This is a genomic window from Fischerella muscicola PCC 7414 (genome assembly GCF_000317205.1).
GTDB lineage: Bacteria > Cyanobacteriota > Cyanobacteriia > Cyanobacteriales > Nostocaceae > Fischerella > Fischerella muscicola.
Map to the genome: position 1 here is coordinate 20,779 of NZ_AJLK01000036.1, position 13,342 is coordinate 34,120.

The following is a 13,342-nucleotide window of genomic DNA, read 5'->3' on the forward strand; positions in this document are numbered from 1 at the left end:
TCCCCTCTGTAACGTTTCGGCTTTTCGACAGGGGGGATTTTTGGTACTTGGGGATTGGGGGTCAGGGATTGGGGATCGGGTATGGTTAATAACCACCAACAAACAACCACCAACCACCAACAAATGATTAAGAAGCTAAAGCCACTTCTACCATTTGCTGTAATTCACCCTTTTGATAAAGTTCGATCATGATGTCTGAACCACCAACGAATTCACCGTTGATATACACTTGGGGAATTGTCGGCCAGTTAGAATACTCCTTGATTCCCTGACGGAGTTCGTAGTCGTCCAAAATATTCACAGTCTCAAAGGGAACTCCCAATGTGTTCAAAATCTGTACCACATTGTTGGAAAAACCACACATGGGCATTAATTTGGTTCCCTTCATAAAAACCAAAATTTTGTTTTCTTTGAGTAAATTATCAATTCTTTCTTTCAGTTCTGGTGTCATAGTATTTGTGTTCCTACTCTCTATACTTGTTTGTGGTTGGTAGTTGGTAGTTGGTGGGTGGATGGTTGTTCCATTGACCCGCCTTTCGTCAGCTACTTTAAAGAAGAGGTACGCCCTACGGTGCAGCGTAGAACAAACAACAATCAACAATCAACAATCAACAATCAACAAACAACCATTAACTATTACTAGCAAATGCTTCAGGTGTATATGTTTTCAGTGCTAAAGCATGAATTGCTTCAGTGGACATAGCTTGTCGTAAAGCACCATAAATTAACTGGTGTTGCTGCACTAATCCTTTACCTGCGAACTGCGATGAAACTACTGTCACTTGGTAGTGATCACCACCACCAGTCAAGTCTTGTACTTGAACTTGGGCATCTGGCAGTTCCGCCTTGATCATTTCCTCAATCTGTTGCGGACTAATCATCGCGATTCCTAATCAAACTTCTTTTCTATTATTATCAATAATGACGCTAATACATTGCCAATCTGCGAGTTCTAGAAGGCTGAAGTATAAACACTGTTCACAAACAAAAACATCCTAGCATTTAGACACCTAAAAATCCGCCCACCTGCTGGCGGCGGTCTATTAGAGGAATTGATGGTAGGTATTATTTTTTAATTATTTTTTTTGCTGAGACGAAGAAGAGGTGTTGCTTCCTCCTCTAGGGAAAGGTGCATCAACAAAACCCAACTCGAATAATTGCTGATAAGCTTTCTTTCCTAGATCCCGTGTAGGGTTTTGACTTTTGATAATTTGAACCAGCAAAGGCACTGCTAATTCTGGCTTATTTTGCGCCCGATGTACTAATGCGAGTTGATAAGTGGCTTCATCGCGCATTTGGGCGGTTTCTAGTGCTAGTTTGCGCTGGGAATCAGCTACTCTATTGTCAATTCCAGCAAAGCTGGAATTTAGTTCTTGATAGAAATTTGATAGCTGATTAAAAACTAATCTTGCTTCCTGAAGTTTCTTTGCTGCGACATCATAGTTTTGAGAATTGACAGCTTGACTAGCCTCTGCCATCAGGCGTTTACCACCATCAACACTTAAGATGCTATTATTTTGGACTGTTGGACGTAGGGTATTGGGGTTGTTAGGGTCTATAGGTTGTGCTTGGTTGGGAATGTTTATAATCTGGGCTTGTTGAGCATGAACAGGTAACAGCAGACCAAAGGCTGTTATGACTGATAAAAAAGTGAAGCGAATCAAGGGAACATTAGCTAAAGACTTCATGGGATGAATTTATACAACAACTTAACAAAAAAGGATAGAAACTTCGGGTATCTTAACTCTGTTTTGGACTTTAACAAAATAAAGCCACAAAATAGACTGTTTGCAGAAGCCGGAAAAGGGACAAGGGAAAAAGGCATTCAGAAACTTTTTTCCTTTAGCTTTTAAGCTTTTCCCATCTGTGGCAAAAGTTCCTTTTGCAACAGGTCTACTACAGTTTCTCCGATCTAAAACGAAAATCGGTGAAATCATGTTCCCATTATTTCCTGACAGTAGCTTAACAGTAGCTTGAATCACTGCTATGAACGATCGCCTAAATTCCTCTGATTATCCTCCCACAGATATACCTGCTACTAGCCAAGGATTCATCTTACAACGTGGTGGCGAAGAATTAATCTTAGAAAAAGTGAGCGATCGCTTCACTGTGCGCCCTCATGATCATTTGTCACCGCAAGACTTATCTCAAGCGAATTGGGGTAATTGGCGTCGCAATATTCCCAAAGCACAGCTAGCATTATTCGCTGTTTCACCTTCCCAGCTAGAAGGGGCTATGTCTGTAGCGCGGGCTTCTGACGATGTGGCGTTTGCTAGTCATGTTTATCAAATCAAAGATAGTCCTAGCACCAGAGTTTATCTGACTGACCAAATCACAATTCAATTCGCCGCTTGGGTAGACAGTAGCACTATTAATGCGATCGCCACTAAATTTGGTTTAATCCAGCAAAAATCTGTTCCTAGTCTTCCCAACACTTTTGTTTTCATTGTTGGTGAACAAGCACAGGCAAATCCTATTAAAATTTCTAATCAATTAATTTCATTACCAGAAGTTGTAGTTGCTGAGCCTAATATCATCACCCATCAGCAATCCCATTATCAACCCCGTGACCCCCTCTATCCCCAACAATGGTATCTCAACCATAATGGCGGGAATCAGTTAGCTAATGGTTCTCATATCTCTGTAGAAAAAGCTTGGGATATCACTCGCGGTATTCGTTCGGTTGTCGTGGCGGTAGTAGATGATTCCTTTGATTTAAATCATCCAGATTTTCAAGGTAGCGGCAAAATTGTTGCCCCTAGAGACTTAAAAGAAAACGACTTTTTACCCTTACCAAATGAAAAAGAAGCCAGTCATGGTACAGCTTGTGCAGGTATCATCTTAGCAGAAGAAAATGGTACGGGTATTGCTGGGGTTGCCCCTGGTTGTGCTTTCATGCCAATTCGCAGCACAGGGTTTTTAGATGACGAGTCAATAGAAGATATTTTCAATTGGGCGGTTGAAAAAGGAGCAAGTATAATTTCTTGCAGTTGGGGAGCATCAGCAGTTTACTTTCCTCTTTCTTTACGCCAACGCGCTGCTATTACCCGCGCTGCTACAAAAGGACGTAATGGTAAAGGCTGTGTTATTTTCTTTTCCGCAGGCAATGCCAATCGCCCAGTCAGCGGAACTGTGAATGAACAAGGTTGGCAGAAAGATTTAGTTAAAGGTAATACTAAGTGGCTCAGTGGATTTGCTGTACATCCTGATGTAATTACGGTATCTGCTTCCACAAGCTTGAATAAAAAAGCTGCTTATAGTAACTGGGGAAATAATATTTCTGTATGTGCGCCTAGTAACAATGCTTTACCAGGGATGTGGTTTCAAGACCAAGGTTACGTATATACCCAACCAAGCATCAGCACAACACTATCTGGACGAGGAATATTGACAACCGATCAAATAGGGGCTGCTGGCTATGATCCAGGTAACTTTACAAGCAACTTCGGCGGTACTTCTAGTGCTACCCCTGTGGTTGCAGGCGTAGCAGCATTAGTTTTGTCAGTGAATCCTGACTTAACAGCTAAAGAAGTCAAACGTATTTTAGAAGAAACCGCCGATAAAATTGTTGACCTGGAACCAGACCCCCAATTGAAGATGCGTTATGGTACTTATGATGAGAATGGCCATTCGCAATGGTTCGGTTATGGAAAGGTGAATGCTTTGCGGGCCGTACAAGCAGCCCAAAAACTTCGTACAGCCACATTTAGCACAACTGGAATTTTGAGAGGAGAGAACAGCAATAAAGTCGCGATTCCAGACAATGACAAACAAGGAATTAAAAGTGCGATCGCGATATCTGATTCTAGCCTAGTCAAAGATATTCAAGTCAGCGTCAATATTACCCATGATTTTTTAGGTGATTTAGAAATTTACTTAATAGCCCCTAATAATCACCTCGTATTATTGCAAAATCGCACCTTGGGTCGTCGCATTCAATTACAAGCAACTTACACCGTGCGATCGCATCCAGTCCTGCAACAGTTATTATCTTTACCAGCCAAAGGACGTTGGCAGTTGTGGGTAATTGACTATGCACTACAAGATACAGGGAAACTCAATAGTTGGGAATTAATTTTGGGGATTTAGTTGTTTGTTGGTGGTTCGTTGTTGGTTGGAATAAACACTAATCAACTAGATTTGGTTGTTTGTTGGTGGTTCGTTGTTGGTTGGAATAAACACTAATCAACTAGATTTGGTTGTTTGTTGGTGGTTCGTTGTTGGTTGGAATAAACACTAATCAACTAGATTTGGTTGTTTGTTGGTGGTTCGTTGTTGGTTGGAATAAACACTAATCAACTAGATTTGGTTGTTTGTTGGTGGTTCGTTGTTGGTTGGAATAAACACTAATCAACTATCAACTATCAACTATCAACTATCAACTATCAACTAACAACTATCAACTATCAACTATCAACTATCAACTAACAACTATCAACTATCAACTATCAACTATCAACTATCAACTAACAACTATCAACTATCAACTATCAACTATCAACTAACAACTATCAACTAACAACTATCAACTATCAACTAACAACTATCAACTATCAACTATCAACTAACAACTATCAACTATCAACTATCAACTATCAACTAACAACTAACAACAAAAATTACGAATTTGGCATTTCAGCAAACGTATGAGTAGTAATTGTCGATTCATGATGACTTAATTGTTTAAGTGCATTTGCTAAATCAGTTGTCAGACGTTTAGCATCCTGTTTTAAAGAACCATTGATATAATCTGCTACCTTAATCGCAGACCCAATGTGGATGCTAACATCAGTACCCCACTCGGGATAGGGATGGCTGTAGTTGATACTAACAGGTAAAATTTTGACTCCTAAATCTGGGTGGCTAGATTCAGCAGTTAAAGCCAAACGAGCAATTCCAGACTTGAGGGGATGAACTTCGCGATCGCGAAAAATGCCACCTTCAGGATAAATAACTAACATTTCTCCGCGTTGAAGTAATTCTACTGCATGGCGAAGAGTAGTGATCGATGGGCGTTGCGGATCTACAGGAAAACCTCCTAAGCGTCGCACAAACCAACCCTGCAAACCTTGACATTCGCTAATAGTCACCATAAAGCGCAGGTCACGACCTGTAACACAACGACCACTCGCGTAGGGTAACAGTAATGAATCCCAACGCGCGCGATGGGTAGGGGCAAGGAGGACAGGGCCTGTAGCAGGAATATTTTCTTGGCCGGTAATTCTAATCTGTCCAAAAAATAAAGGTAAAAAATGGTGTCCCAAGAAATACGCCAGAGGCGTTAACCAGGGAGACAACCATGAAGTACTAGTAGAAATCGCCGTCTCACCATTGACTGGAGTGTGGGCTAGTGTTCGGTGGCAGATCTGATCTTCGGAAGAGTGAAGTTCCATGATGAGGGTGGCAACTGACTGTAGGGTAGAAAATGTAATCAAAATAGGAATTAGATACACCGTAGATTTTCTTCCTAAAGTTGTGTTGTCGCAGCTGGACAGTTTTACCTCTGTCCGTTATTCGCTGCTATGTCGCCGATTTGCAAACCACGTTTGTAACTGCTGACGACAAGCAGTTTCCAGGATGCCTCCAATGACACGCAGACGGTGATTAGAAGCCGCACTATCGGGGATATTAACAACAGTACGAATTGCACCAGTTTTGGGATCGTCCACGCCATAAACGAGAAGCCCAATACGGGCTTGGACTATTGCACCTGCACACATCGGACAAGGTTCGAGAGTAACATAGAGAGTACATTGGTTCAGACGCCAAGTTTGTAACTTGCTAGCTGCTGCTTTCAAAGCAAGAATTTCCGCATGGGCTGTTGGATCTTGGTCGCGTTGTTTGCGATTCTCACCTTTTGCTATCAAATAACCTGATGAATTAATAATAACAGCACCTACAGGCACTTCACCCGCATCACCCGCCATTTGTGCCAATTTTAAAGCGTGATCCATCCAATGGCGATGTATAAGATATTCTGAGTATTCGAGTGACATGTTCTTCTGTTTACAAAGTAGTACTCGACCACATAATTTCTGAGTAGTTGCGAAGGGTCAGATCCCCGACTTTTTAAAAAAGTCGGGGATCCCGCAGCCCGTGACATGTTTCTAATTACCAAAATTGAATACCCTTAGACTGGAAGTCTAGGGCTAGCCACAGTTATCAGGTGTATGGTAGAGGACTTATACCCAGTAATGAAACTGATAACTGTTAAACTGCTGGCTGGGCTAAGAGAGTGTCTAGTTGACCTTTTGTATCTAATTCGTAGAGGTCATCACAGCCGCCAACGTGTTGATTGTTGATAAAAATCTGTGGTACAGTACGACGTCCATTGGCACGCTCTGCCATTGCTGTTCTAGCTGTTTCGTCACCGTCAATTTTGTATTCGGTGAAATTGACACCTTTCCACCACAACAACATCTTGGCACGGATGCAGTAAGGGCAAGTTTGCCAAGTATAAATTTCAACCTTGGCTTTAACGTTTTCGGGATGGCGGTTTAAAAGAGAGTTGATGAAGTTGAACATATTTTGAAGTTTAAATAGATTTGTAATTACTCTCTAGTTTAAACATTATTTCTCAACGCCGACCTATTGCTTTTCGATATTCAGAAGATAGACGGTATATGTAACGTGGCAAATCATTTAGTGTTTTGCCGATTTCTTCCTTTTCTAAAAACCCTAGTAACCAAAGTTGTTCTAGCCGATAGTATGTCTCTGTTTTACTTCTATTATTATATTTTTGCTCAAATATATCTTGTTGAATTCCATGATTATTATTAATGGTTTTTTCTTCTATAAAGCCAAGAATTTGTTTTTGAGCGCGACTAAGAAGTTTATCTCTTCTTTCTAGTAAAGGTATTCTGAGTGCATCTGGTATGCTTTTTGCTCCTTGAGGTGGTAGATAATATAATAAAATCGACAACAGAACAGAAATAATACCAAGAACAAGGGAAACTGACCGATAAGCTGCATAAGGTACAATTCCCTTAAGTCCTGGTAAGTCAAGACTATTTGTTAATGCTAAGAAAGTGAGTAATGTACCCAATATAAAAAATAAAAAGCTTAGAGTATGACGTTCTATAAATGTCTGTATTGATTCTAAAATGTTCATCACAACCCTCTTGCATGGTAAGAAAAAATAAAATTTATATTTTATAGTGATTTAAAGGCAATACATAAATAACCTTCAAGATTAAATTTGAATATAGAAAAATTTATTTTTATTTTGATATTGCAACTTTTAGTTTGACTAATCTACACATCAGCAATATCTCAGTGTTACTTAGATTCAATCATACTACTTTTTATACATAAACTACAAAACTTAACAAAGACTGCATCAGAGAGTATTTTCCACGGGTATCCGCCCTTTGGTAGACTGTAAAACTGAAATCACCAGATGAAAAGTCGCAAAATCAAGCTATCGAGAGGGCAGACTCTGTGGAAAATACTCTTGGGTTAGAGATTATTGAGGTAGTTGAGCAAGCCGCGATCGCTTCTGCTCGTTGGATGGGTAAGGGCGAAAAGAATATTGCTGACCAAGTGGCTGTGGAAGCCATGCGGGAACGGATGAACAAAATTTACATGCGCGGTCGCATTGTGATTGGGGAAGGCGAACGGGATGATGCTCCCATGCTTTACATTGGAGAAGAAGTTGGTATCTGTAGCCGCCCAGATGCTAAAGATTTTTGTAATCCAGATGAATTAATTGAAATTGACATTGCTGTTGACCCTTGTGAGGGTACTAACCTTGTAGCGTATGGTCAACCAGGCTCAATGGCAGTATTGGCAATTTCCGAAAAAGGTGGTTTGTTCGCTGCCCCAGACTTCTACATGAAGAAGCTAGCCGCTCCCCCAGCTGCCAAGGGTAAAGTAGACATCAACAAGTCTGCCACTGAAAACCTAAAAATTCTATCTGAATGTCTAGATAGAGCGATCGATGAACTAGTTGTAGTGGTGATGAAGCGTGAACGCCACAACGACCTGATCAAAGAAATTCGGGAAGCAGGAGCAAGAGTCCAACTCATTTCTGATGGTGATGTGGGTGCAGCCTTATCCTGTGGTTTTGCTGGAACCAATATTCATGCTCTCATGGGAATTGGTGCAGCTCCCGAAGGTGTAATCTCTGCTGCGGCTATGCGTGCGTTGGGTGGACACTTCCAAGGGCAATTAATCTATGATCCAGAAGTAGTCAAGACTGGTTTGATTGGCGAAAGCAAAGAAGCTAACATCGAACGGTTGAAGTCTATGGGTATCAATGACCCTGATAAAGTCTACGATGCTCATGAACTAGCATCCGGTCAAACCGTCTTGTTTGCTGCTTGTGGTATTACCTCTGGTAATCTCATGCAAGGCGTCCGCTTCTTCAACGGAGGTGCAAGAACTCAAAGCTTGGTGATTTCCAACCAGTCGAAAACAGCTCGCTTTGTGGACACCATCCACATGTTTGAAGAACCCAAGGTATTGCAGTTGCACTAAGTTTGGATAGTGGTTAGTAGTTAGTGGTTAATACTACTAACTACTATCTACTAACTAAATAACAACCGCTCGTTCCCCATTAGTAAACACGATTTAGCAAATGAATATAGCAGTGGTGGGGTTAAGCCATAAAACAGCCCCAGTCGAAGTCCGGGAAAAGCTGAGTATTCCAGAACCACAGACCGAAAGCGCGATCGCACACCTGCTTAGCTATCCCCATATTGATGAAGTTGCCATCCTTAGCACTTGTAACCGTTTAGAAATTTACATTGTCACCGAAGAAAGTGAACAAGGTGTCCGAGAAGTGACACAATTCCTCTCGGAACACAGCAAAACACCTGTGACATCTCTAAGACAACACCTATTTGTTTTACTCCATCAAGATGCTGTGATGCATTTGATGCGAGTTGCTGCTGGCCTAGATAGCTTGGTACTTGGTGAAGGTCAAATTCTTGCCCAGGTAAAAAACACCCATAAGCTGGGACAGCAATACAACGGTATAAAAACTATTTTGAATCGATTATTCAAACAAGCGATTACGGCTGGTAAGCGGGTACGTACTGAAACTAGCATTGGTACTGGGGCAGTTTCTATCAGTTCTGCGGCTGTGGAATTGGCCCAAATGAAGGTAGAAAATCTCGCAGCTTGCCGAGTGGCTATACTAGGTGCTGGCAAAATGTCGCGCTTGTTGGTGCAACACCTAGTTTCTAAAGGTGCTGTCAAAATTTGTATTTTAAATCGCTCTGTTGGTAGAGCAGAGGAATTAGCTAAGCTCTTCCCCGAACATAATATCCAAACTCATCCACTTTCGGAAATGATGAAAGTAATTTGCGAAAGTGATTTAGTATTTACAAGCACCTCTGCAACAGAGCCAATTCTTGATCGTGCTAAGTTAGAAATTGTGTTAGAAGCCAGCCGGGCATTGATGTTAATTGATATTGCCGTGCCGCGCAACGTTCATGGAGATGTTAATGAACTAGCAAACGTCAAAGCGTTTAATGTTGATGATTTGAAAGCTGTGGTGGCACAAAACCACGAAAGCCGTCGCAAGATGGCTCAGGAAGCCGAAGGGCTTTTAGAGGAAGAAGTAGAAGCTTTTGACGTCTGGTGGCGATCGCTAGAAACCGTAACTACTATTAGTTGTTTACGCAATAAAATCGAAACTATTCGGGAACAAGAACTAGAGAAAGCTTTATCCCGTTTGGGTTCAGAATTTGGCGAAAAACACCAAGAAGTCATCGAAGCTTTAACACGGGGTATCGTTAACAAAATTTTACATGACCCAATGGTACAACTGCGAGCGCAGCAAGATGTCGAAGCAAGACGTCGTTGTATGCAGTCGCTACAAATGTTATTTAACCTGGATGTAGGAGAGCAATTTAGTTAAGTAGAGTTAGTGGTTAGTGGTTAGTGGTTGGTGGCGTAACAAGTCAAAAGTCAAAAGTCAAAATGATTTTTGATTTTTGACTTTTGAATTCCGCGAAGTGGCACTCCTCACACCCCTCACACTCCCCATTTATGAACCGAATTTTTCGCGTCATTGCACTGCTGTTGGGTTTGTGGCTATTGTTTGAATTAGCCTCACGTCTGGTGGCAGAAATTCTGTGGTTTGATGAAGTTGGATATTTACAAGAATTTCTGTTGCGCTTACAGACACAACTGGGATTGGGTGCGATCGCTTTTTTGCTCTCAATCAGTTTTTTACTCAGTAATTTGGTTATAGCCAATCGCCTCAAGCACCCCTCTGGGAAGATGGGGAGGGGGGATACGGAGAGTATGGATGAAAGATTCTCTGCTTCTTCCCCGCGTCTCCCTATCTCCACGTCTTCTGAAACTGCACAGCGTCTTCCTATCTCCACATCTTCTACTCTGAAGCTACGCTTACTCATCCCAGCAGTGGTGGGACTGAGTGCATTAGCAGGAGTGGTTCTGATTTACTACGCCCAGACAGCTTTTGACTTGTGGTTTGTCAATATCAAACTCCCCATCTTATCTTGGCAATTACCACCCCTGTTGCAGTTTTTTTCACAACTTTACCGTTCAGAAGAAATACGTATACCTGCTGTTAATGCGGGTTTGTTAGTGGTTTTAACCATTGCAATTTTAATTAATCATCAGTTTTGGTTAAAAGCGATCGCCCTATTGATTAGCTTACTATTAGCGTTTTTGCTATCTGCGCGTTGGGTGACGGTTTTACAATTTTTCCAAGCTACAAGTTTTAACAGTACAGACCCTCTTTTTCAGAGAGATATTAGTTTTTATGTATTTTCCCTACCGATTTGGGAACTATTGAAATTTTGGTTATTAGGAATTTTTGTATACAGTCTTGCTTCCGTATCGTTAATTTATCTGCGTTCGTCTAATAGTTTGAGTGAGGGGTGGTTTCCTGGGTTTTCTGTACCACAGCGACTTCATTTAAATGCCTTAACAAGTTTGCTCATGCTGGCGGTAGGTTTGCACTATTGGTTGTTACGCTACGAACTTTTATACTCCAAAAGTGGATTTAACTTTGGTGCTAGCTACACAGAGGTCAAGGTACAGCTACCAATTTATACAGGACTGAGTGTCTTGGCTGTGGCGATCGCAGTTTACTTATTGTGGCGAATATATATTTTATCCAAACGCAAAAAAACTAGATTAAGACCGATTCCTTTTCCACGCCAATTAGTCTACTTACTTGCATTGTATGTAGCATTCGCGGGGCTTTCTGGTGAAATTTTGCCCACAATTGTACAGCGCTTGGTTGTCCAGCCCAATGAATTAGCCCAGGAAAGACCCTACATTGCCCGCACCATTGCCCTGACCCGCAAAGCATTTAAATTAGATGCTATTGATGCCGAAACTTTTGACCCACGAGGTCAATTGACAGCAGCTGAGTTAAAAGAAAATCAACAAACAATTCGTAATATCCGTTTGTGGGACAGCCGTCCCCTTCTACAAACTAACCGTCAATTACAACAAATTCGACCATATTACAAATTTCCTGGTGCTGATATTGACCGCTATACGTTGTTGCGCGACATCGAAAATCAAACAACAGAATACCAACAAACTATTATCGCAGCACGAGAACTAGATTACGGTGATGTTCCCCAGCAGGCACAGACTTGGATAAATAAACATTTAATTTATACTCATGGCTACGGTTTTACACTTAGCCCAGTCAATGTGGTTGGCCCTGGTGGATTACCTTATTACTATGTCAAAGATATTGGTGTAGAAGATACACGTAGCCAAGGTTCATTGCAAATCACCACAGATGAAATTCGTGCCAGCATTCCCATTAACCAACCACGCATTTATTACGGAGAAATTACTGATACTTACGTGATGACGGGGACAAAAACCCAAGAATTAGATTATCCCAGTGGTAACGAAAATGTCTATAACGTCTACGATGGGCGGGGTGGGATATCTATTGGTGCAATGTGGCGGCGCTTGCTGTTTGCTCAGTATCTTAAAGATTGGCAAATGCTGCTGACACGTAATTTCACTCCCCAAACCAAGTTATTATTTCGCCGCACTATTCGAGATCGGGTACAGGCGATCGCGCCTTTTTTACGTTTTGACAGTGATCCCTATTTAGTGGCTGCAAGTGGAGGAGGGACAACTCTTACAGGTCAGCCTACAGACCTTTATTGGATAATTGACGCATATACTGTAAGCGATCGCTATCCCTATTCTGACCCTGGTAAAAATTCATTTAACTATATTCGTAATTCCGTCAAAATTGTTGTGGATGCCTACAATGGTACGGTTGATTTCTATGTAGCTGACCCCACAGATCCAGTAATTACTACTCTAGGGAAAATTTTCCCACAAATGCTTAAACCTCTGCAAACGATGCCAGTTGCACTCCGCAGTCACATCCGCTATCCAGGAGACTTTTTTAGGGTTCAATCAGAACGGTTGCTGACTTATCACATGACCGATCCGCAGGTATTTTACAACCGAGAAGACTTGTGGGAGATACCAACAGAAATTTATGGTAGCGAACAGCGATCAGTAGAGCCTTACTATCTGATCATGAAGTTACCAAAAGCAGAGACAGAAGAGTTTATTTTACTGTTACCTTTTAAGCCAAACCAACGTGCAAATTTAATTGCATGGCTGGCAGCACGTTCTGATGGAGAGAACTACGGCAGATTATTACTATATGAATTTCCCAAACAACTATTAGTTTATGGAACTCAACAAATCGAGGCATTAATTAACCAAGATCCAGTAATTTCTCAACAGATTTCCCTATGGAATCGTGAAGGTTCAAAAGCAATTCAAGGAAATCTTTTAGTAATTCCTATTGAACAATCTCTTTTGTATGTTGAACCATTATATTTGGAAGCAGAACAAAATAGCCTGCCAACGTTTGTAGCAGTAATTGTTACCTACGAAAATCGAATTGTGATGGCAGAAACTTTAGAACAAGCATTGACTGCAATCTTTCAGCTAGAACAACCAGCTGCACCGACGATTATTCGCCCAGTGGAGTGAAAGCATTAGGAGGGGCAATCACACATAGTAGAAACAGCGATCGCTCTCCCAAAGATGTTCGGAGCGTTGTGGGTTGTCCAATAAATCGGCTATTTGTTCCAGAAATGAGCGGGTAAGGTTTGAGGGTCGCCCCTCGCCCCTCCCCTAAGAACCGTGCGTGACTGTTACCAATCACACGGCTCAAGCCTTACTTCAAGCCATGTCTTGGATTTGGAATGTACCTGTTTGTGACACGGTGCGTGTAGATGCTGAAGGTTTTCTGTGTCGTCAGAACCGCCTTGAGCTACGGGTACTATATGATGGGTTTCTATTACAGCAGATTTCATCTGAGTGAGGTACAGAAGAACCTCACCCGCGCTACGCGCACTCTCCC

General features: G+C 41.6%; 12 protein-coding genes. 4 read left to right on the forward strand and 8 right to left on the reverse strand.

Annotation, left to right across the window (positions count from 1 at the left end):
- Positions 1-127: 127 nt before the first annotated feature.
- From grxD to UYI_RS0105420, 3 genes are all read right to left on the reverse strand, one after another.
- Positions 128-451, reverse strand: coding sequence for a Grx4 family monothiol glutaredoxin (gene grxD / locus UYI_RS0105405; RefSeq protein WP_009456074.1), 324 nt, complete (start codon positions 449-451; stop codon positions 128-130).
- A 178-nt stretch (positions 452-629) separates the two neighbouring features.
- Positions 630-881 (reverse strand): BolA family protein, encoded by a 252-nt coding sequence (locus UYI_RS0105415; protein ID WP_016865657.1) that lies wholly within the window; start codon positions 879-881, stop codon positions 630-632.
- A gap of 195 nt (positions 882-1,076) precedes the next feature.
- A complete protein-coding gene (locus UYI_RS0105420) occupies positions 1,077-1,688 on the reverse strand; it encodes a hypothetical protein (protein ID WP_009456078.1) in 612 nt (203 codons plus the stop codon).
- 298 nt (positions 1,689-1,986) lie between these two features.
- On the opposite strand from UYI_RS0105420, the gene UYI_RS0105430 reads away from it, so the two are divergent.
- The gene (locus UYI_RS0105430) at positions 1,987-4,089 is read left to right on the forward strand and encodes a S8 family serine peptidase (protein ID WP_016865659.1); all 2,103 of its coding nucleotides are present in this window, start codon (positions 1,987-1,989) and stop codon (positions 4,087-4,089) included.
- Between the two features lie 530 nt (positions 4,090-4,619).
- On the opposite strand, the gene UYI_RS0105435 is transcribed toward UYI_RS0105430, so the two are convergent.
- The 4 genes from UYI_RS0105435 to UYI_RS0105450 form a co-directional block, all read right to left on the reverse strand.
- A complete protein-coding gene (locus tag UYI_RS0105435; protein WP_081589196.1) occupies positions 4,620-5,393 on the reverse strand; it encodes a lysophospholipid acyltransferase family protein in 774 nt (257 codons plus the stop codon).
- 117 nt (positions 5,394-5,510) lie between these two features.
- Positions 5,511-5,996 carry a tRNA adenosine(34) deaminase TadA gene (gene tadA, locus UYI_RS0105440; protein ID WP_016865661.1) on the reverse strand — a complete coding sequence of 162 codons (486 nt, stop codon included), beginning with the start codon at positions 5,994-5,996 and terminating at the stop codon, positions 5,511-5,513.
- A 214-nt stretch (positions 5,997-6,210) separates the two neighbouring features.
- Complete coding sequence (grxC, locus tag UYI_RS0105445) at positions 6,211-6,525, reverse strand: glutaredoxin 3 (protein ID WP_016865662.1); 315 nt, start codon at positions 6,523-6,525, stop codon at positions 6,211-6,213.
- A 52-nt stretch (positions 6,526-6,577) separates the two neighbouring features.
- Entirely contained in the window at positions 6,578-7,111 is a 534-nt protein-coding gene (locus UYI_RS0105450; protein WP_016865663.1) for a hypothetical protein, read from the reverse strand.
- Between the two features lie 329 nt (positions 7,112-7,440).
- Here UYI_RS0105450 and glpX point away from each other — a divergent pair, with 329 nt between their 5' ends.
- From glpX to UYI_RS0105465, 3 genes are all read left to right on the forward strand, one after another.
- Positions 7,441-8,478, forward strand: a complete 1,038-nt coding sequence (glpX, locus tag UYI_RS0105455; RefSeq protein ID WP_016865664.1) for a class II fructose-bisphosphatase — start codon at positions 7,441-7,443, stop codon at positions 8,476-8,478.
- Between the two features lie 100 nt (positions 8,479-8,578).
- Positions 8,579-9,865, forward strand: a complete 1,287-nt coding sequence (locus tag UYI_RS0105460) for a glutamyl-tRNA reductase (RefSeq protein WP_016865665.1) — start codon at positions 8,579-8,581, stop codon at positions 9,863-9,865.
- A gap of 131 nt (positions 9,866-9,996) precedes the next feature.
- The gene (locus tag UYI_RS0105465) at positions 9,997-12,969 is read left to right on the forward strand and encodes a UPF0182 family protein (protein WP_016865666.1); all 2,973 of its coding nucleotides are present in this window, start codon (positions 9,997-9,999) and stop codon (positions 12,967-12,969) included.
- A 164-nt stretch (positions 12,970-13,133) separates the two neighbouring features.
- On the opposite strand, the gene UYI_RS40125 is transcribed toward UYI_RS0105465, so the two are convergent.
- A complete protein-coding gene (locus tag UYI_RS40125) occupies positions 13,134-13,295 on the reverse strand; it encodes an HNH endonuclease (protein WP_199332268.1) in 162 nt (53 codons plus the stop codon).
- Between the last annotated feature and the right edge of the window lie 47 nt (positions 13,296-13,342).

Excerpts from the sequence above, each read along its gene's own strand:
- grxD (WP_009456074.1), bottom strand. The coding sequence starts at position 451 with ATGACACCAGAACTGAAAGAAAGAATTGATAATTTACTCAAAGAAAAC.
- UYI_RS0105415 (WP_016865657.1), bottom strand. The coding sequence starts at position 881 with ATGATTAGTCCGCAACAGATTGAGGAAATGATCAAGGCGGAACTGCCA.
- UYI_RS0105420 (WP_009456078.1), bottom strand. The coding sequence starts at position 1,688 with ATGAAGTCTTTAGCTAATGTTCCCTTGATTCGCTTCACTTTTTTATCA.
- UYI_RS0105430 (WP_016865659.1), top strand. The coding sequence starts at position 1,987 with ATGAACGATCGCCTAAATTCCTCTGATTATCCTCCCACAGATATACCT.
- UYI_RS0105435 (WP_081589196.1), bottom strand. The coding sequence starts at position 5,393 with ATGGAACTTCACTCTTCCGAAGATCAGATCTGCCACCGAACACTAGCC.
- tadA (WP_016865661.1), bottom strand. The coding sequence starts at position 5,996 with ATGTCACTCGAATACTCAGAATATCTTATACATCGCCATTGGATGGAT.
- grxC (WP_016865662.1), bottom strand. The coding sequence starts at position 6,525 with ATGTTCAACTTCATCAACTCTCTTTTAAACCGCCATCCCGAAAACGTT.
- UYI_RS0105450 (WP_016865663.1), bottom strand. The coding sequence starts at position 7,111 with ATGAACATTTTAGAATCAATACAGACATTTATAGAACGTCATACTCTA.
- UYI_RS0105460 (WP_016865665.1), top strand. The coding sequence starts at position 8,579 with ATGAATATAGCAGTGGTGGGGTTAAGCCATAAAACAGCCCCAGTCGAA.
- UYI_RS0105465 (WP_016865666.1), top strand. The coding sequence starts at position 9,997 with ATGAACCGAATTTTTCGCGTCATTGCACTGCTGTTGGGTTTGTGGCTA.
- UYI_RS40125 (WP_199332268.1), bottom strand. The coding sequence starts at position 13,295 with ATGAAATCTGCTGTAATAGAAACCCATCATATAGTACCCGTAGCTCAA.